This is a genomic window from Shewanella sp. Scap07 (genome assembly GCF_013394145.1).
GTDB lineage: Bacteria > Pseudomonadota > Gammaproteobacteria > Enterobacterales > Shewanellaceae > Shewanella > Shewanella waksmanii.
On sequence record NZ_CP041329.1, the window covers coordinates 725,605 to 747,111 of the forward strand.

Consider the following 21,507-nt stretch of genomic DNA (forward strand, 5'->3'; position numbering starts at 1 on the left):
ACCTGCTAATAAACAGGTTTGAGTGTCATAGCTCCATCGAGCCTATTAACTCACTTAGTCATTGGTGCAAAGCGTTACTCTGCTTGCGTTGGTAACTTGTGGTAGAGCGTCAATGCGAGTTCAAAGTCGTATTGGTTGATGGCATCGCTCAATTGCTGACATATCTTAGCTAAATCAGCGGGAAGGGCTGAATCAAGCAGCTCTTCCATCAATAATTGCGCTTCTGTATTTCCCGATTCAATCATTTGTAGCAATAGCGCCAACTTTTCATTGCGGACTTCGAGGTCAAGTGCGGGTTTTAGGTCTTTCTGTGGTTGTTGCTCGGCATCGAGCAACTGTGTTAACCCTTGCAATACCAGCGTTAGCTGCTCTGTGAGTGACTGAGTTAATGCCAATACCTGTTCTTTGGTTTGTGGCTGGTTGAGAGATTGCTCTAATTCAGCGGCGCTTTGCTGCAGCGCCACGGCACCGATGTTACCCGCCACACCTTTCATCGTATGGGCCATTAATTTAATTGACGATTGTGCTTGGTCCCAATCAGGCGAGCCCAGTGCTTGTTGCAATTGACTGACAAAAGACTGGTTGCCTTCATAAAACTTCAGTAGCACACGCTTATAAAGTTGCTGATTTCCTTGAATGGTTGCTAGGCCTTTGTCGATATCAATACCGGCAAGAGTCATGTCGGATAGATCTGACTCTAGGCTCGACTCTGGCTTTTTGTCAGCGGGTTGTGACGTGAGATGTGCAGCATCTTGTGGTTTGCGACTGGGGGTGATCCAGCGTGCCATTGTGGCAAACATGTTAGGCACATTTATGGGTTTAGAGATGTGATCATTCATACCGGCAGCAAGTACCTTTTCGCGATCGCCAGCCATGGCATTTGCGGTCATCGCGAGAATGGGCAGCTTGTCCATATTGGGTAGCTGACGAATGATTTTTGTTGCTTGGTAGCCATCAAGTACCGGCATTTGGCAATCCATTAATATGCCGTCATAGTGCTGCTGTTGAACCATATCAACGGCTTCTTGGCCGTTATTTGCTACTTCGACAGTCAAACCATTTGAAGTGAGGATTTCACAAGCAAGCTCTTGGTTTATGTCATTATCTTCGGTTAGCAAAATATGGCTACCTGCAAGTTTTTCAAGCAAGCTACTGTCGACATCATAGCGGTCATGTTGGCGTCGAATGTCCTGCTGGTGACCATAAGCGGACATAATGGAATCCAGTAAACTCGATGCGGTGACGGGCTTATTTAAAATGGCGCTAAAACTCACTTCGTTAGCAGCACTAAAGGCATCTTCTTTACCGTAAGCAGTGGCCATAATGATTTTGGGCTGCGTGGTTAGTGATAGCTCGCTTTGGATGATTTTCGTGGTTTCAATGCCATTTAGACCCGGCATTTTCCAGTCCATAAAGATAAGTTCTACCGGGCTTTCATCATTGACTTGTTTAAGCAACTCAATCGCTTTCGCGCCTCTATTGACCTCAATGACATCAAGACCAAAGCTTTCAAGCATGGCGACCAAAATCTCTCTGGCGGAGTTATTGTCATCGACGACTAAGGTTTTTATGCCGGTTAGCTCGGTCAGTTGTTCACGGCGTGGCGCGGGTTGATGCTGCTGAATGCCAAATACGCCGCTAAAGTGAAAGGTGCTGCCTTGTCCAGGTTCTGACTCGACACTGATCTCGCCATGGAGCATTTCGGTGAGTTTTTTACTAATGGCCAGCCCTAATCCCGTGCCGCCAAATTTTCGGGTTGTAGAGCTGTCTGCTTGGGAGAAAGATTGGAACAGCTTTTTAGATTGCTCTGGGCTGATACCGACACCAGTATCCCTAATTGAGAAAGCGATTTTGACCTGCTCCGCGGATTGTTCAACGGCGCGAGCCTTGATAACAATCTCACCCTCTTCTGTGAACTTAACGGCGTTGTTGCCGATGTTAGTTAAAATCTGCCCCAGTCTTAGGGGGTCGCCGATGAGCGCTGTGGGCAGATCTTTAGGGATATCAAAAATCAGCTCAAGGCCACTTTCTTCAGCGTTTAAACCGACAAGGTTAGCTAAGTTATCAAATACGTCTTCTAAGCGGAAATCGATGGCTTCCATATCAAGCTTGCCGGCTTCGATTTTTGAGAAGTCTAAAATATCATTGATAATGCCAAGCAGTGATTCTGATGAGCGATGAACTTTCTCAATATAGTTACGTTGCTGTTTAGTCAGCTGGGTTTTTAGCGCCAAGTGCGACATGCCTATGATGGCATTCATCGGTGTGCGAATTTCATGGGACATGTTAGCAAGGAAGTCACTCTTAGAAGAGTTAGCACTTTCAGCGGCATGCATAGCGACTTCAAGCTCATTCTTGGTTGATTCAATGACCCGTTTTTGCTCAGTGAGATTATCGGCTTGCTGTTGAGTTTGACTGAGCAACGCCTCGGTTTTAGCTCTATTTCTGGCCGTTAATATTGTCACAGAGATTGTTTCATTGACCTTACGCAACAGCTCTTGCTCTTGTGCTGTAAATGGAGTTAGCGACAGTAGTTCAATCAATGCCAACAGTTCGCCGTCATAAACAATCGGATTTAACAGTGCATGTTTAGCGGCGGTGTTGCCTGTTAACGAGCTGATTTCAAAATAGTCTTCGGGTAGGGCGGAGATGCAGCTCATTTTAGGGTTGATAAGTTGCTGACCAGCTAAGCCTTCACCTGCGCGATATTCTCTATCGCTGAGCATATTGGCTCCGTAGCTCTCAAGATAAACTAGGCTGTCTTGGTCGGTTTTTTGGTAGTAAACGCCGGCTTGTTTATCGAGATACTGGCACAGAAGCTCAAGGGTTTTCTTCGCAATGTCTTGCTCGGATAAGTGACCGATGATGGCACTGTTCATCGCCACTAAACCGCCTTCTAACCAACTTGCTTGCTGAGCGGCGAGGGCATTTTCCTGCAGGGTATTGGTCATACGTGATAGCGACAGCATCAAAATGTCTTGTTTTGAACGCGGTAAAATCTCAACGGAGTAATCACCGCTGGCAATAATGTCAGCTTTGTTGGCGATTTCCTGCATATTGGAGATCAGTTTATTGATGGCTACCGCTAGTTCATCAGAAGGGGACGGTGCAACAATTTCGGTATCTAAAACCCCAATGGAGGCGGATTTTAATGCCTGCTCTTTGGTTCGTAAACTGTCGAGCATAGTGCGTAACGACTCACCTAACGAGTCGTTATTTGACAGCAGTTCGACTCGGGTTGCCAAATCGCCTTTGGCTACGTTGCTCGCCACGGTTGATTTAAGTTGAATGCTATCTAAAAAGTGATTAAAGGCTGTAGATATCGTACCGAGCTCATCATTCGACTGGTGGTTTGAACGTAATGAAAGGTCGCCAGTTTGCTTAACTTTCTCCACCGTATCGGCCAGTTGATTGAGTGGACGAGAGATGGCGCGAACCAGTAGCCAGCCTAAAATTATCGCGACTAAGGTGGCGAGAATGGAACTGGTTATACCGGTAGTTATGCTCTGGGCATTGCTGTTTTCTACTCGCGGTCCAAGGGCATCCTGAGCATCTTTTATCGACAGCTTAATTTGTTCAGATATTGCAGCGATGTGTTTATCTAGCGGTACCATTTCCTGTTCAATAATCTGGTTGCGATCATTGATGGTGTTGACCATATCTTCAAAGGCGGCCAAATACAGGCCACGAGCGTAAGAAAACTCCTGCAGCAGCTTTTTACGCTGCGGATTTTGAATATTAACCACCATTTCTTGGAAGGTCGGCTCAAACCCCACACCAAGCGCCGAGTTGACTCTGTCGACGTATGTATCTCTATTTTGGTCTAAAAATTTCAGCACATAGAGACGGCCTAGTAACACGCTCCCCAACGCTTTTCCGGCATGGAATGACGCTGCAGCATCATTGTCTTCAAATGCCGATACCATGATTGCTTCTAGGCTTTGGCGCATTAATAGCCCTTGAGGGTCGAGACGTTCGCTGAGAGTTAAATCCCTCTGGCGCATGTAGTTAAACACTTGCTTTGATGCATCTTGGTACTGCTTAATGTTGTCGACCAGTTCAACACTTAAGGTTTTTCTGATGGGGTCGTCCATCGCTTCGACTTGCTGACTAGAAAACTGCTTTGCCAGCTTAATACGGTGGTCAAACTCTTTGGCATAATCTTCATTGCGGGTTTTTAGAAAGCGGCCGGCCGCCCGTGATGCCATTAACATATTGGCTTGTACTCGGCCTGAGAGTACACTTTCACGGGCGAATTCACGGTATTGTTTGAAGTCTTCACTGCTAGATTGCAGGTTATAGATGATAAAGCCGATAGTCAGTAGCAGGACTGAAAGAATAGTGGCAAATACTAAGGTGATTTTTGCCTTAATTTTGAGTTGTGAGAACATGCGTTTTATCCCTTAGTTAACGGTGCTACATCCTCCTTGTTAAGTTGGACTGCTTTGATATTAAAGTCAAATACAGCCCATTGCTTCGGCTTATTATACTGATTGGTATTATTCTTATTAGCTTTGCAATATTTTCAAAGGCAGACCAAGCATGTCATCACCACTGCCGGCGAAGTACCAAATAATGCCAACAAGCGCTCCTACAGTTAACAAATACCACACCGCCGAAAATAACTGACCGTACCTATCTAAGGGGAGCAAGTGACTTTGATGGCGACTTTTCCACTCAAATACAATTTCGGCACTTCCAATGAGTAGCAAGAAGCCTAGCAATGCCAGTCCTAAACTATAGCTGATAAATACACCGATCGCCGCACCTGCAATACAAGCTACCAATCCGAGTACACTGTTCATTGAAAAACTAATGCTCTTTAATATATGGCCACCGTCTAATGGCAAAATGGGCAATAGATTAAACAGGTTGAGCAGAGCATTAAAGGTGGCTAAGCCAGCAAAAAAGATATTGCCGGTAAACCAATAGGCAAAGAGGGCGGCGATGGACATGAACAAGCCAAATGTGGGCCCCATGATGGAGATCACCACATCTTGCCAGCGAGTATTAATTTTCTCGTCGCTGAGTGCCAAGCCGCCCATAAACGGAATCAGATAAATGCCTTTGGTTTTCATACCAAAGTATTTCATCGCTCTAATATGGCCATATTCATGAAATACCAAACAGGCAATGAGCGCGAGGGCAAACTGAAATGAAAACAACCACGAGTATGCGGCGACGCTGGCCCCGGCGAGCACCACTTTAATCACTTTGGCACTTTTAAATAGTTTCAGCCCTAAAGACGCTAGTCCAATGAGGCTAAACTGGCGTTTAGCTTCTATCGGTTTTACCGGCACTTGGCGTTCAATATCTTTGGTGTCGCGCTGGCCCTGTTCTATCACTTGACCATTTTGTAGCAGCTCAAACTTGAGTTGGAAGGGTTGCCATTGCAAGTCAATGTCTAAGCGTATACTGATGGTTTCTGCGATTGGCGCCACATTGACCTCGCCCTCTGGTGTGGTGCTGGCTTGTTGGCGCTGCATGCTGAGGTTGAACTCGTGGCTTCGTTGTCCTTGGTAATCCGCCGATGCAGGAATCACCGACACCAGATCATCGCCCCAGAAGAGTTGTTGCCAGCCTGCCATAGAACCTTCTAAACGCAGCGGCTTACCTAAACAATTGATATGTAATAATTCCACTAAAAACTCTCAAATTGACCACAGGGATATAGGGGCAGATTATGCCTGTTATGCGCAGATAAAGAAAAGGGCTACGTGTTGTACGTAGCCCTGATGTGATACTGACCTTTGTCTATTTGCGATTATTGTAATCGAACTTGATCTCTTGGCCTTCGTTAAATGCCATGCAGGGTCCATGTTCGCGCTGTGTTTTGACAAAGGCTTGGCCGATATGTAGTTCAACATTAGCAAAGATGTGTTTCTTGGCTTCTATGCGGTACATTTGGTAATAGGCCTTCACTTCTTTTTCAAGCTCGTTAAATTCCGCTTCTTCGCGAGCACGCTCTTCGGTGATACGTCGCTTTTCCTCTAGCATGGCTTTAACTTGCTCGACCATCATCTCATCATTTTGCCATTCAGCTTTAGGCGGTAACTTTTTTAACTGCGCTTCAATGTTGAGTTTAGCAACCACCATAGCTTTAACACTTTCATCCAGCTGTTTGAGCTGCTGTTTTAAGCTACTTTGTTTCATCGCGCAGAACAGTTCGGTCTTGGTACCTGCGGTGGCACCAATAATGACAGCACTGACGCCTTTATCGGTGTTAGCGATACCACCCACAAGGTCACCACGGCGGCCATTGGCATCGCTGACAATCAGCTTTTCTTGGGTCGTGGTGTGACTATGGAGCAGTTGTTTAGTGACCACAATATCGCGAGTTGCATTCAGGTTGGAATACTGCACGAATTGTGCGGTTATCTGGCCTTTAGCATCGAGAGTTGTCGACAATTTATCATCTTTTAACTGACGACCAATGACACCTTTACTTACGGTAATATCGCCTGTGGCATAGAGGCTTGCTGAGTCAACAAAGCCCATAACGGTTATATCGCCACTGCTTTTTACTACCATGCCTTCGTGGACATCACCGGTGATCATAATACTGCCTTTAAAGTCGACATTGCCGTAGCCCACATCAACATCTTTTATTTGCAGTACATCATCAACTTGCATTCCTGACTTACTTTCAACAGGTTGGCCGGGGACGGTGGCGATAAGCACATTTTCATCTGACTGCAACAGGGCGCAGCCATTGCCGACCGTCATTTTTACATCTTTACCCGGCTGCGGAGCTAATTTGGTTCCATGGACATCGTAGCCTGGGCTGCCAGGTGTGGCTGGTGTCTTAACCATCAGTACATCATTAGGTTTTACCATGATGATGTCGCCCAAATTACGCATATCTACCGTACCATCTTCACGCTGCTGTGGCTGCAGTAGGCGCTCACGAGCAAGGGAGACTTTACGGGTTAATTCTGCATTGGTGCCGTTTACTGCTGCTTTACCGTTTGCGATGGTTTCTGTGCAGCTTTGGCCAGGATCTAGTTGCGGTATTTGGCTGAGTAAGGCCTGAATTTTTAGTTTACTGAGCCCCATTGAAATATTGGCGGCTTTCAAGGCTTTGAGTACCGCAGGTAAGGTGACTTCTTCACCGCCCCAGGCGGCTGAAACTGTCATCTGCGCATGCATTTTGTCGTCATCAACAGTGAGGGTGATTTCGCCATCTCGGCGCTCAGCTATTTCAAAGAACAGCTCATATTGACCATCGTCCTGGCCTACGAGCTGATTTACTTTAATCACAGCTTGGTCGATCACATTCTTACGCGGGAAATATTGATAAAAACCAGGCAACTGCAATAGCTCTTCAACTGCGGTAGCGGTTAAGGGGCCATGGGTGTTCGGGGTCACTTTAAACTCGACTAGGTTGCCGTCAGCACTTAGTTCGATTAACTCTGGATCCAGCATAGTCGCTTCCGAAAAGGGTGATATATCATTAATAGTTATTATTTTGTCACTTTGAGTATAACAGCATAAACTTTGACCTATGAAGTGATATTTGACGCCAATTTGTAAGTAACTTCAAGCTTTCGTGATGGATGCCACGCAAAAATAAAGCGAACATTGAGTTCGCTTTATTTTTATCCAACTTTTGTATTAGTGATTGTTTTTATTAGCATAGACTTTGTACTTATTATTTTCGGCTATCACGTTAACTTGACCAAAAGTATTGGCGAGCGCATCGCTATAGGGCAAATGTCGGTTAGCGACAATATGTAACTCGCCATTGCGTTTTAAATGTCGCTGGCTATCGCTGACAAATTGCGTAGCGATATTAGTGGTACTGACTAAGCCGTCATGAAACGGTGGATTAGAAATGATGGCGTCAAATAGGCCTTGGCATTGTGTCAGTCCATCGGATGCAAATATCTCAGCGGCCAAACCATTTTCAGCTAATGTTAGCTGGCACGATGCTAATGCCATTGCATTGATATCGATACACTGTAATTTAAGTTCGGGCTGAGCTTTAAGTAAGGCGGCCGCCAGTACGCCAGCGCCGCAACCAAAATCCAATACTTGTCCTGATAGTATTGGCAGGTTTTCTAGCAATAGGGCGGTACCCGCGTCTAAGCGCTTTTCACTAAACACGCCCACTAGGTTACAGATAGTTAGCGGCCCCTGAGGGGTGTCGAGTTGGTAGCGAGTTAACCAGTCTTGCAGATCGATTTTTGGTGCTGCTGCATTTAGCTCAGATGAAAACAAAATGCAGTGACGGGCATTATCTTGCTTAAAAGCCTTATCAAAATAGTCGGGTAACTGTTTGGGAATCGAACGGATACCGCCTTTGTTCTCCCCAACAATGAGTAGTTGTCCCCCTAACTTTAGGTGCAGAGCGGCTAAGTTAAGTAAGTACGCGGTTAATGGTTTCGCTTTAGGATAATAAATAATGACTGTATCAAATTGCCTATCACTATTAAGGCAATGACCAAAGTGTAGGGCTAATTTGTCACTGGCATGGCTTTGCATCATCAGGTGATGATTGAAATCGAGTGCTAATGCGGTGACATGGTTAGCCACTTGCAGCAATGACTTAGCAAGGGTATCTGATTCATAGTTGAGCAACAGTACATCTTGCCCTTCGAGCAAGTGGCTGTTTTTTTCAATGAGTAATGATGGGTTTGATAACACAGCGGATCACAATCAATAAATATTTGCGCTGATTATATCGTAAAACAGCAGACTGAGTAATTTTTAAGGCTGTGATGACCGTAATTGGCATGACTGCCACCGCAGCCGGGTGGCAGTGTTAAGCTATGACTAGTGAGTAGCAGGCTGTGTCGCTGGCTGGTTGAGCTCAGGAGAACTTGGTGAAGCCGCTTGGGTTGCTTGCACTGTATCGGCACTTTGTTGCGCTTTTGCTGGGTTGTCAGTATCAACGTTTGGCTGAGTGCTTTGGCTTTCATCACTAGTTGGCTGCGGTGTTTGCGCTTTGGACTCAGCTTCAGTTTCTATCGCTTTGTCGCTCGAAGGTTCATTTTCCGCTAGGCTTGAAGGCTCTTCCGTAATCGGGCTTGAAGGCTCACTTTTCGTTTGGCTTGAAGGCTCACTTTCCGTTTGACTAGTTGTTTCAGGCTCAATTTCTGCCGTGTCGCTAGCCGGTGATTGGGTTTTGGCTTCGACCGTGTCAGTTGCGCTTTCAGTCGTTAAGCTTTCATCTTGATGAAACGCGCGCATGATTTTATCGGTTGCAGAGACTTCAGCGGCAGGCTGCTTAGGTTTAGTGGCCGCTTTACCAGGTTTTGGCAGCAAACTGAAAATCTTGTTGGCGATGTCGGTGTTATCTTGCTGGCCTGAAAACAGCTTGGCCGCGGGACCGTTAGCAAACACGGGCACATCAATGCCTGTGTGACCACCTGTTGTCCAGCCTGTATTGGTGCGCTTATCGATGAGCTGCTTAATTGCGGTTGCTAGCACCGCTTCGCCTTGCATGCGTGCTTGGTCCAATAGCCGTAACTCGTCAGTGTCAATGTCAAAACCTAGCTGCTGCACCAGCGATGTTTGCCACTGGGGATCGGCCATGCTGGCATTAGCAAGTTTGCGTGGAGTGGCGCTAATATTCTTTAGGTACTTTGGGTGCCATTCATAGGTGCCATTAGCCGCGATAGTCAGCCCGCCAGTGCTATGATCTGCAGTCACCACCATTAACGTATCTGAGTGTTGGCGAACATATTGCTCTACAACTTCAATGGCATTAGCAAATTCATGCATCTCCATCATTGCTGTGGCGATATCATTGTTGTGTCCCGCCCAGTCGATAAGGCTACCTTCAACTAGTAGTACAAATCCTTGTGGATGCTGGGATAGCTGATCAAGTGCCACTTGCGTTAAGCGGCTAAGATGATTGCCGTTAGGTTCGTCAATCGCCCAAGGTAATTGCACGTCTGCAAAGAGCCCCAACACCTTACCGGGTTGAATTTGATCCAATTGCTGCATATCACTCAAATACTGATAGCCGCGCTGTTCAAATTGTTCGATTAATGCTTGAGAAAAATAACGCTGACCGCCACCAAGAATGACGTCGGCGTCAGTGTCGAGATAGTCTTTCGCGATGGCTTCATAATTGCGACGACTCTCGTTGTGCACTAAAAACGCCGCGGGTGTAGCATGATTGACCTGCGAGCTTACCGCGACACCGATCGCCATCCCCGCCTTTTTAGCTTGCTGCATTAAGGTGGGGATGGGTTGCTTTTCGCTGTCGACCGAAATAGCACCATTGTAGGTTTTGACCCCGGTGGCTAAGGCTGTTGCTGCGGCGGCTGAATCTGTCACATAGCCGCTTTCTCTTGCTGGGTAGGTACTGGCGCTGCCAACCAATAACCGATCAAATACGGTTTGTTCAATCTCTTCAGTATCAGGATTGTCACGATAATAGCGATAGGCGCTGGTATAAGCTGGCCCCATACCGTCACCAATCATGATGACGATATTTTTAGGGACAGCCGGCGCTTCGTTTTCGAGTATTTGGGCAAAGCTGCCACTACTGAAACTGGCTAAAACAATGGCTATTAGGGTGGTTGGCAGCTTGGCAAACATCAATCGTTCCTATTTTTTAGCGTTAATACGAGTTTCAATAGCATCCATCAACATGCCGGTAATATCGACATCGAAAGCCGCTTCAATCTCTTTGATACACGTTGGGCTAGTGACGTTGATTTCAGTGAGTTTGTCGCCAATGACATCTAGGCCGACAAAGATTAATCCGCGTTTTTTCAGCTCTGGACCAATCGCACGCGCTATAGCCCAATCTGATTCAGATAGCGGCTGTGCGACACCACGGCCGCCAGCGGCTAAGTTACCACGGGTCTCGCCTTTTTGCGGAATACGGGCGAGTGAGTATGGTACGGGTTCGCCATCGACGACCAAAATACGCTTATCGCCTGAGGTGATATCGGGAATGAAAGCTTGTGCCATTGCGTATTGCTGACCATGGCTGGTCAGTGTCTCAATAATCACGCCTAGATTAGGATCTTTGGGCTTAACACGAAATATTGAACTGCCGCCCATGCCATCGAGAGGTTTGAGAATAATGTCGCCTTTGGCTTGGTAAAAATCACGAATGCGCTGCTCATCGCGAGTGACGATAGTTTCTGGGGTAAATTCGGCAAACCATGCGGTGAACAGTTTTTCGTTGGCATCACGTAGGCTTTGCGGCTTATTAACGATTAATGTGCCAGCCTCTTCAGCGCGCTCCAGCATATAAGTTGCGTAGACAAATTCCGTATCGAATGGCGGGTCTTTGCGCATCAAAATGACGTCTAGCTCACTCAGTGGGGTGTCGACGACTTCGCCAAGTTGATACCAGCTGGTGGCGTCATCGACTACCTTGAGCTCTCTCATGGTTGCCATGGCTTGACCATTAACCATGGCTAAATCGGCCATTTCCATATAGTACAGTTGGTATCCACGGGATTGGGCCGCGAGCAACATAGCAAAGCTTGAGTCTTTTTTAATGTTGATGTCACTGATGGGGTCCATCACAATGCCGAGCTTGATCATAATATCATCCTTTGTTGTGCGAGCTTGAACTTAACCAAGGTCGCCAAATTTGAGTTGCAATGCACTGATAGTCGTCAGTGCTGCTGTTTCAGTCCTCAACACGCGGGGACCGAGTTGAATTTCGGTAAATTGATGTTGTTCAGTCATCAAGATTTCTTCAGCTGATAAACCACCTTCTGGGCCAATCAATAGTCGCGCTTTACCTGTAGGCAAACTAAGGCCATTGACACCGTGGCTCGCACGCGGATGTAGATTAAGCTTAACGGCGTCGGTACTTTGTGCACACCAATCACTGAGTTGCATTGCCGGACGAATTTGCGGTACCACACTGCGGCCCGATTGTTCGCAGGCGCTGACGACAATTTTTTGCCATTGCTGGATTTTTTTCTCTAAACGCTCGCCCGATAGTTTTACGCCACAACGTTCTGAAAACAGCGGTGTAATGGTGTTGACTCCCAGCTCAACCGACTTCTGAATAGTGAAATCCATACGGTCGCCGCGAGAGATCACTTGGCCCAAGTGTAATTTAAGCGGTGATTCGCTGTCGTTGCTGCTTGATGATAGGACCTGAACTTCGACATTTTTCTTACTGGCACTGACAATATCGCAAAGGTAGTTGTGACCATCACCATTGAATAATTGCAGTTGCTCGCCACTGGTCATGCGCAGCACACGGCCAACATGGCCTGCGGCTTCAGCGTCTAACATTAATGCTGCACCGACATTGATATCGCTGTCTTGATAGATCCTTGGCACTCTCATGGTCTTATTCCGCTACTTGGTTATTCAACTTAAAAAGGTGACACTGTTGCTGCACGAAAGGATTATGGTTACCTTGCTTTGCAGCGATTTGCTGGTCTCTTCGGCATTCAATACTATCAACTGGATAGCTTTTATCCCATGCTTTAAATAATTTTAATTGGCTATTTGATATGGCCAAATTGTACTTTTTTGCATGTATAGGTAGGTGCGTGCTATTTGACCACGGCTCGCTACTGGTGGCTGGACTTTGCGATCTTTAAAATCGACTGTCATGTCACACGCGCCATACTGCTCAGGTTTAGCGTTCCACTGACTAAAACGATAGTTACTGCGGTCGCCGTTCACTTCGCCGATGGCAGGCACTAGATTATGTAAATCTGCTTCCATTTTTTTGAATTGGCTATCGGTTTTAGCACAGTGCTTTCGGCCCCCTTGTTGCCAGCATTGGCGTTGATGACCGATTTCCCATGCTGGCACCACATGCTCCCACTCAATCCGATTGGCTCGGCGCTGCTGTTTGCGGACTTGGTAGCCACAACTGGTTAAATCGGGTTGCCACTTTTTACCTTCAATAATAATGTTACAGCCGCAATAAAAACTCTGGTGCGGCAAATAGTCAGCATAAATCGATTTAGCGATACGTTTAGCCTGATTGAAGCTGGTGGGGTGTTGCGCCTCACTGGCGTTTATTTGCGGAACAAACAGCAGCAAAAAGCCACTTAATGCAATTACAACGGCATTATTCAATGGGATTACCTACAGACAAAAATGGGCTTAATGCGCTGATCGTTTGTCAGCGTCGACGGGAATTCTACGTGATTGCTTCCATGGCTGGCAATAGCCGATAGCGCGAGTTATTGCGATTGATATAATTGGGTTTTACAACGCCGGCACTGGTATTGGGTTTCACCTCTGACGACTTTGTTGTGGCGCCTGACACTGAGCTTTACCGGTCCGCATAGGCATTGATAGTCAAACTGTTTACCTATTACTGAGCCGACATCAAGTTGATGAGTGGTGCTGGGAGATAACCCAAACAGGTTTATCATTAGTGATTGCCACTCTTTGCCATGGGGACGCACGCGACCATACAGCTGGTGGGCAAGTAGGTGACATATTTCGTGGGGGACCACAGTGTTTACAAACTCTTGCTGATTTTCTACCAACAGCACAGGGTTAAACCGTAACTTGTTTTCGTGCAAATGGGCGGTGCCTGCACTTTTTCCACGTAAAGTGAAATATACGCTAGGGCGGGGAAATCTGCGGCACAGCTTAGTTTCTGCTAGCTGATAGCATTGCTCCACACGCAGTGATATTTGCTGTTGCTCGTCGGTCAAAGGCGGCAGCTTTTTATTCAAAACTGCCGTGCTTGGCGCGAGAGTTTGGCGATGCTCAGCAGTTAACCGCTGGCGGATACGATTAAACAAATTCAAAGGTCACTCGGTAACAACGACCTATCATTATAAAGTAGTCGCTGCTGCTTTTACCATGGCTTTTACTTGTTTAACTATGTTCATTTCGGCGTCAGCGTCATAGGCACTGATCCTTGGCGTATGAATATGGCCAACAGGTATGGCGCTATTAAATTGCTGTTGTAGCAAGACTGCTCGATAAGATATCTCATTAGATAAGTAACCACCGCCAGAACCTTCTACTGACGTTTCGCTACTCAACTCTAATAACGATTTTGCTTGAAACTCCCCGCGGTTCACGCTTGAAACAGTATGGTTATCTATGACTTTCCACGGTCCATCAGCCGTTTGCATGGCACTAACTGGCAGGGAAAATTCAACAAACTCCGGTCCGTTGAGCGTGCCACCGTTAAATAAAGGTGCTTGCGGGTTTTGTTTAGTAGCGCCGGTATAAACGTTGAGATTATCTGGAGCGTCTGCGCTACGATTGCGCCCAGGAAAACGTTCAAGGTCAAAATCATCGCGGCCCATACTGACAGTCACTATCATGTCGACGCTATTGTCGCGGTAAATGGGGGTCAGTAAAGATTCAATCATGCCTTGATCAAAGTCTGCAAAACGCACCGGAATCATTACCGTTTCAATCTGTGCTTGGCGACCATTGACGCTAAAAGCATAGCCATCTAGCGCTAGGGCTGTTAAGCCTGACGGGTTGCTTTGATCTATGTTGCGATCTAAAAAGAATGGGTCAAAACCGGTTAGCAATATTTTGATGTCTGCTTGGTCATCAAATTGAATATTGCTGAAGCCACGAGATGCCTTTTCAACCGCATTGATAGCGACTTTCTGCTGCCAGTCAACCATATTGAATTGCGGGGATTGTTGCTTGAGCTGCTGGCGCATCATTAAACGGCCCCAATATAATGGTCTATCATCTTCACCACCGGACTGCACATCTCGCACCGCTTGTTGCCATAGTCGCTCGCCTTGTCGAGCCACCATTTTGGTGAGCTGTAGCTCATCCGTTTGTTGTTGGTATTGGGCGGTTAATGATTCAACCAAGGCTTGGTAACGGTTTGCAACCTGCGGCATTTGGCTTACCGCCTTGTCGATACGTGCTTCTTCGACATCCAGTGCAGTTGTGGCAGCATGGGCTGCTGCATTGGCACTTAGAGCTAAAATTGTGGTGATAGTTAGCGGCAAAATACCCAGCTTAGCCATAACAATATCCTTTGTGTTGAGCAGGTAATCAATGAGTTAAACCAACAAGGTTTAACGTTTCAATGCGAGTAGTCTGTTAGTGATATTGCCTTTTTTTTGTCATATTTGCACCCCATTTTATCGCTATCTCACCTTAGGTTTTTGCTAGAATTAACCTCCCAGTGCGTAATCAGGCTATAGGAGTGAAGAACTGTGAGAATATCTGTGTTACATGGATTGCTGTTAATGAGCGCAATGTTGTGTTTAAGTGCGCAAGCCCAAGATTTACAGCACAGTGCTGATGTAGACCAAGTGATGGCGCAGCGCCAAGTTTCCGGGGTCATCGTGCTGTTTGATGAGCAGCATGACAAGTGGGTGACTAATGATACTCAGCGCGCGAATACAGGCTATATTCCTGCCTCAACCTTTAAAGTGCCCCATAGTTTATTACTGCTTGAAGCAGGCGTGGTAAAAGATCAGCATAGCCCGTTTTCATGGACAGGTGAAAAACACAGCTACGCTAGCTGGAATCAAGACCACAGTTTTGCGACCGCACTGCGTTACTCTGTGGTACCAATATATCAAGCATTAGCCAAAGAGCTTGGTTCACAGCGGATGACTGACGGGGTTAAGTTGCTGGAATATGGCAATATGGATATCAGCGGCGCCATAGATAATTTTTGGCTTGAGGGCCAATTAGCGATTTCAGCCGTACAACAAGTTGAATTCATGCATAGCTTGTATCACCAAAATTTACCGGTGAGCCAACGCAGCCAGAAAATTGTCAAACAAATGATGTTATTACCGGCAAATAATCCTGGCCAGTGGTTTGGCAAGACCGGCTATGGGGTGAGTTCAGCGCCCGGTATTGGCTGGTTTGTGGGCTGGTATCAACAAAACCAGCGGGTGATATTTTTTGCATTAAATATGGATATTAGCGATCCGCATCTGTTACCGCTAAGGCAAAAGTTAGTCAAACAGGCGATAAAAGCGCATCTCTCTCAGTAGCGGAGGTTCTTGCTACATCATCAGTGATTGCAGAGACTCTTGGCTGCTAAATCGTTTAGTAAAAAAGTCGAGAAAAACACTGATGTTGGTCGCCAATTGGCGGCGGCTTGAGTACACACCATAAACCTTAAAAGCTTCGATAGGCCACTCTTGTAGCAACGGCACTAATGCGCCGCTTGCCAGTTCGTTTTTGCACACTGAGTGCGACAGCATGGCAATACCAAAGTCATCGAGGACTAATTGTTTAACCATGACGGCACTGTTGACGCGAACTTTGCGCTTAAAGCTTGCCATGGTTTTATGAGACCCTTTGCCCACCGGCCAAATAGGCGCAGAGCGAGAAGTCCCTAACAAGATGCCACTGTGTTGAGTCAGGTCCTGCGGTGTGGCTGGGGTGCCATTGCTTTTTAAATAGTTTGGGCTGGCGACTAAAATGGGCTGTCTTTCAAATAGTAATCGCGCGACAAGATCAGATGACTGTAGTGGGCCGTATTTAATGGCGATATCATAGCCTTCACCCACTAAGCCCACATCGCTGTCGGTAAACTGCACGTCCAGTTCTACTTTGGGGTAGAGGCGCATAAAACTGCTGCATAAGTTGGCAATGAGCTCTTGGCTAAAAGATACCGGGATAGCAATGCGTAATGAACCTGAGACATCATTGTGGGTATTTTCGATGGTGGCTTTGGCGGCTTCGATTTCATCACTAATACTATTGCAATGCTGATAAAACAACGCCCCTACTTGAGTCAGGCTTAAATTGCGGGTATCACGCTGCAAAAGCCGTACACCTAGCTGCTCTTCTAGCTGCGCAACTTTACGACTAATCGTGGATTTTGGCATGCCAGTTTCACGTGCCGCTTGCGAGAATCCCTTGGCTCTCACTACCGCCGCAAATAGCATCATACCGTTTAAATCAGGCATCTTTACTATACTGTCTCAAATATGGAACAAAGCGTCTACAGCAGTTTAATAGCATTTGACCGCAATACAAAGTTATATTTATTGGCTAAAAATTTTAGAGGCTAAGCAGAGGATCAATTAATGACCAGCAAAAATCAGCCCGCTGACACGACTCAGGCTCAAACTGCCGACCCGCTTTTTCTACAAGCTGAACATCTGGCGCAAGATTTCTCTTTGTTTCCAGAGCACAGTAAACAGAGTCTTTCAGAAGAAATTAAAGGTCTTCTGAGCGATGACACTATTCAAGCCAACCTTAAAGAGCTTGAACAGTTAGACGTTGACGGATACGTCGCCAAAGTTATCCAACCTACCCAAGATAAGAATCGTGCTGGCGCCAAACGCGTTATTGCCGACCTTAAAGGCAAATTGATTGCCGAAAACCACATGGGGCCTTTTTATAGTGCCGAGATTGAACTGAATTTTGGATCTCGTACTCGCCGCCTAGGTTTTGTTGCACAAGAGCGTTCAACCAATAATGGCGCTTGGATGCCTGAGCATCATTTAGCGGCTTGTACTGCTATTCGCCACTTTGCTGAATTGTCTATGCCTATTGTGTACCTCATTGACACCCCAGGTGCCGATGCCGGTGAGATAGCCAACAGCCAAAACCAAGCGCATTCAATTTCAAAAGCGATTGCAGAAAGTGCCAATGTTGACGTACCGACTGTCGGTATCGTGATTGGTGCGGGTTACTCAGGTGGTGCAATTCCGCTAGCAGCAGCCAATATCTTGCTGTCGTTACGTGATGGTATTTTCAACACCATTCAGCCACAGGGCCTACAGAGTATTGCTCGTAAATATAACTTGTCTTGGCAAGAGTGTGCTAAGTCAGTCGGTGTGTCTCCAGAAGAGTTGTACACCTCAGGTTGTATTGATGGCATTGTTGATTTTTCTCCATCAGATAAAGATGAGCGTCAGCACAACCTTCGCCGTGCGATCATCAGTAGTATTGAAGCCGTAGAGCAAGCTGCAGTGCAATTTGTTCGTGAATCTAAAGATTTACGCGAGCATTACGACCGCAGTTTGACGCGCTTCTTAGAGCCTTCTAAGAACCTTGCCGCCCTAGAGCACCATGCAGAGTTGTCGGTTGCTAATAACCCAACGATGCACCTAAATTTATTCGGTAGCTCCTATCGTTATTTACGTTACCTGACTTTGCGCAGCCGTATCCATTCGATCTCTCAAGATCAATATGGGCGTCTGTCTAAGGTGAGCGTACCTGAAGGTGATTTACTGGCACGGATTCAGCAAGAGCAAGATAAAGTATTCCAATCGTGGTTATCGACCCCAGATAAACTGGTTTACGACGAAGAGCTGAATAAGCTTTGGGGTAACTTTACCTCTAAGCGTGATGATATCTCGACCGAACGTAACATGCTGACTCGTTTGATTTTGGGTGAACCAAAAGAGAACTATAAGAAAGCACGTAAGGCGTTATTATTTAATATTGGTTGGTCGCTGTACCACCGCTGGAAAGGCAACGCTGAAAATAACTTCAAAGGTTTGATTCAGTACTTAGAAACCTTACCAGCTGAAGTGACTCAAGCAGATTGGCCTGAGCTTAACAAGCTGACAGTGTTAGATGTAATTGTTCACGATGAACTGCGTGAAGACTTCATCTGGCAGTGCTATAACATTCTTATTTTTAACGCCTTATATGACAATGTAGTCGGTAATTTGGCCTCGATTGCTAAAGAAGCTATGATGGCGAAAAGCCTATCTCGTGCTTCTGTTGATAATCTACTACATGACTCTATCGACCGCGCGATTTCTAAGCAAGATACCGCCAATGATAAGAGCAAGTTCTATAAGTGGCTTAAGTACTTCATGGACCAGTCCAACCGCGCTGAACTGTTAACTAAAACAGAGCAGTGGAAGAGTGTTGGTTTCCCACAGTTAAATGACAGCTTATTTGTTATTTTGACTTACTTCTTTGAGCGTCTACTCCCTGAGTATTTCGCCAGTGAAGAAGAGAAGGGCGATTATACTGGTGCAATTAACCCTGTGCGTATCGGTCGTCGTAAAGACTTCTGGAACCGCTTGACCATGGGTTATCAAGATCTCCTCATCCAAAAGGTACTGCGCGATGAAAAACGTGCTGGCAAGATGGGTTGGGAAAACGTTATCGGCAAATTCTTCACTGAGTTTGATGAAACCAATGGCGATAAAATGTCGGCTAACTTGCTTAACTTCCCAGGTTTCCGCTTATCGATTGAAGATGCGTTAGACAAAGGCATTCGTCCTTGCGGTCTGATCACCGGTACTGCAGATTTTGAACACAATGGTCAAAAGATTAAAGTGGGTGTAGCAGTATCAAATACCGCGTTCCAAGCTGGTGCATTTGATATGGCAAGTGCCGAGAAATTTAGTGCGCTATTGATTGAGTGTGCTAAACGTAAATTGCCAGTTATCTGTTTTATTAGCTCTGGCGGTATGCAAACCAAAGAAGGTGCTGCAGCGCTATTCTCTATGGCGGTTGTGAACGATCGTATTACTCGCTTTATTCGTGATAACGAATTACCGGTACTGATGTTCGGTTACGGTGACTGTACTGGTGGTGCTCAAGCAAGTTTTGTGACTCATCCGCTTGTGCAAACTTACTACCTGTCGGGTACTAACATGCCATTTGCTGGCCAAATGGTGGTACCAGCTTACCTGCCTTCTACATCAACATTATCTAACTATTTGTCGAAAGTACCTGGTGCGATGAATGCACTAGTGACAAACCCATTTAGTACGACTATTGATGATCAGTTAAGCAGCATTGATCCACTTATGCCTAAGCCAACTGCACAGATTGAAGATGTGATTGGCAATGCACTATCAACTTTAGTGCCAGAGATGATGGTAGCGGAAGAGGAGATTGTTCAAGACGATCCTCGTGCGCTAATGAAACCAATTAATAAGGTACTTGTGCATGCACGTGGCTGTACGGCAGTTAAGCTGATCCGCAAAGCCCATGACAACAACATCAATGTGGTATTGGTGGCATCAGATCCTGATATGACCTCAGTGCCTGCTGACATGCTAAAAGGTGATGACAAGCTCGTTTGTATCGGTGGTAACACTTCTGATGAAAGTTACCTCAATGCATACTCAGTGCTAAAAGTTGCCGAATATGAGCAAGTTGATGCATTGCATCCTGGTATCGGTTTCTTGTCAGAAAGCCCACAGTTTGCGGCTTTGTGTGTAAACAACGGCGTTAACTTTGTCGGACCAAGTGTCCACAGTATGACGACGATGGGTAACAAGTCGAACGCCATTAAGACTTCACAAGCGCAAAACGTGCCCGTAGTCCCTGGTAGCCATGGTATTTTGACCAACGCTGAGCAAGCAGTGAACGTGGCAAATGAAATTGGTTACCCAGTGCTGCTTAAAGCGGTACAAGGTGGTGGCGGTAAAGGTATTCAAGTTGTTGAACGCCCTGAAGATATGATTTCTCTATTCCAGAAAACATCTACAGAAGCCGCGGCTGCATTTGGTAACGGTGACTTGTATCTAGAGAAGTACGTGACGTCTCTGCGCCACATTGAAGTGCAATTGCTGCGTGATAAGTTTGGCAATACCAAAGTACTGGGTTTACGTGACTGTTCAGTGCAGCGTAACAACCAAAAAGTGGTTGAAGAGTCTGGCTCAACCATGTTGCCTGACGAGCTTAAGCAACAAGTTATGGAATATACCCGTGCATTGGGTGATGCCACTGATTACATGGGTGCTGGTACGGTTGAGTTCATCTACAACCTAGATGCCAATGAAGTCTACTTTATGGAGATGAACACTCGTCTGCAGGTAGAGCATCCAGTGACAGAAGCAACATCTGGTATTGATATTGTTAGCGCTGGTTTTGATATTGCCGCTGGCCGCTCAATTGAAGATCTTGAGCCACAAGATATCGGTTATGCGATTGAAGTGCGTGTTACAGCAGAGAAAGCTGCGCTTGATAGCAACGGTATTCTGCAGTTGCTACCTCATCCAGGTAAGATCACTGAATGCGTGATGCCTGAGCGTGACGATGTAGAGATCATCTCGATTGCCGGTCAGGACAAAGAGGTTTCACCTTATTACGATAGCTTGATTGCACAAATCATCTGTCGAGGTGAAAGCCGTGAAGATGTAATTAACAAGCTACATGACTACTTAGCCAATAGCGTAGTTATCAAAGGCATTGCGACTAACATTCCGCTGCTGACCCGCATCTTGAAAGATGGTACCTTCAATGAAGGTGTATATGACACTAACTATCTACCGCGCTTTATGGCAGAACTTGATATTCCTGAGTTGATCGCTGAGATGGAAGCTGCTGCTGAAACCGAAGGGGTAGATACTGAGTCATTACGTGTTGGTGAAAGTAACGAACTGAAAGTCCTAGCTCAAGGTGCCGGTATCTTCTATACCTCTCCAGCGCCTGGTGAAGCCGACTTTGTTAAAGAAGGTGACATTGTTAGTGTTGATCAGACTTTAGCGCTTACAGAAGCGATGAAGATGTTCTCGCAAGTGACATTAGCCGGCTTTAACCGTAAAGATGCCGTGCTTTACCCAGAAGATAAGCAGTACCGTATTGAGCGTATCCTTAACGGCAATGGCCAACAGGTATCGCAAGGTGAGCTCTTGTTTGTGGTATCGCCAGTGTAACCTCAGTTCACTAAGC

At 46.2% G+C, this 21,507-nt stretch carries 11 protein-coding genes and 2 pseudogenes; 2 read left to right on the forward strand and 11 right to left on the reverse strand.

The annotated features are described in order from the left end of the window. Positions 1–74: 74 nt before the first annotated feature. The 10 genes and pseudogenes from FLM48_RS03160 to FLM48_RS03205 form a co-directional block, all read right to left on the reverse strand. Positions 75–4,391, reverse strand: a complete 4,317-nt coding sequence (locus FLM48_RS03160) for a response regulator (RefSeq protein ID WP_179023403.1) — start codon at positions 4,389–4,391, stop codon at positions 75–77. 117 nt (positions 4,392–4,508) lie between these two features. Further along, positions 4,509–5,642: a site-2 protease family protein gene (locus FLM48_RS03165; RefSeq protein WP_179023405.1), complete on the reverse strand. Its 1,134-nt coding sequence runs from the start codon at positions 5,640–5,642 to the stop codon at positions 4,509–4,511. A gap of 112 nt (positions 5,643–5,754) precedes the next feature. Then, positions 5,755–7,425 (reverse strand): DUF342 domain-containing protein, encoded by a 1,671-nt coding sequence (locus FLM48_RS03170; protein WP_179023407.1) that lies wholly within the window; start codon positions 7,423–7,425, stop codon positions 5,755–5,757. 189 nt (positions 7,426–7,614) lie between these two features. After that, positions 7,615–8,646 carry a methyltransferase gene (locus FLM48_RS03175; RefSeq protein WP_179023409.1) on the reverse strand — a complete coding sequence of 344 codons (1,032 nt, stop codon included), beginning with the start codon at positions 8,644–8,646 and terminating at the stop codon, positions 7,615–7,617. 600 nt (positions 8,647–9,246) lie between these two features. Continuing rightward, a pseudogene (locus FLM48_RS03180) lies at positions 9,247–10,554 on the reverse strand (alkaline phosphatase); the annotation flags it as partial. A gap of 6 nt (positions 10,555–10,560) precedes the next feature. Further along, on the reverse strand, positions 10,561–11,514 hold the full coding sequence (gene gshB / locus FLM48_RS03185) for a glutathione synthase (protein ID WP_179023412.1): 954 nt from the start codon (positions 11,512–11,514) through the stop codon (positions 10,561–10,563). A 30-nt stretch (positions 11,515–11,544) separates the two neighbouring features. Further along, on the reverse strand, positions 11,545–12,276 hold the full coding sequence (gene rsmE / locus FLM48_RS03190; protein WP_179023414.1) for a 16S rRNA (uracil(1498)-N(3))-methyltransferase: 732 nt from the start codon (positions 12,274–12,276) through the stop codon (positions 11,545–11,547). Between the two features lie 4 nt (positions 12,277–12,280). Further along, positions 12,281–13,005, reverse strand: a pseudogene (locus FLM48_RS03195) (endonuclease). 125 nt (positions 13,006–13,130) lie between these two features. Then, a complete protein-coding gene (locus FLM48_RS03200; RefSeq protein WP_372847468.1) occupies positions 13,131–13,634 on the reverse strand; it encodes a SprT family zinc-dependent metalloprotease in 504 nt (167 codons plus the stop codon). Positions 13,635–13,736: 102 nt separating this feature from the next. Then, positions 13,737–14,909, reverse strand: a complete 1,173-nt coding sequence (locus tag FLM48_RS03205) for a hypothetical protein (protein ID WP_179023416.1) — start codon at positions 14,907–14,909, stop codon at positions 13,737–13,739. A 192-nt stretch (positions 14,910–15,101) separates the two neighbouring features. Between FLM48_RS03205 and blaOXA the strand changes: the two genes are divergently transcribed. Next, complete coding sequence (gene blaOXA, locus FLM48_RS03210) at positions 15,102–15,896, forward strand: class D beta-lactamase (protein ID WP_179023418.1); 795 nt, start codon at positions 15,102–15,104, stop codon at positions 15,894–15,896. 12 nt (positions 15,897–15,908) lie between these two features. On the opposite strand, the gene FLM48_RS03215 is transcribed toward blaOXA, so the two are convergent. After that, a complete protein-coding gene (locus tag FLM48_RS03215; RefSeq protein ID WP_179023419.1) occupies positions 15,909–16,820 on the reverse strand; it encodes a LysR family transcriptional regulator in 912 nt (303 codons plus the stop codon). Positions 16,821–16,940: 120 nt separating this feature from the next. Between FLM48_RS03215 and FLM48_RS03220 the strand changes: the two genes are divergently transcribed. Further along, a complete protein-coding gene (locus FLM48_RS03220) occupies positions 16,941–21,491 on the forward strand; it encodes a biotin carboxylase N-terminal domain-containing protein (protein ID WP_179023421.1) in 4,551 nt (1,516 codons plus the stop codon). Positions 21,492–21,507: the final 16 nt, after the last annotated feature.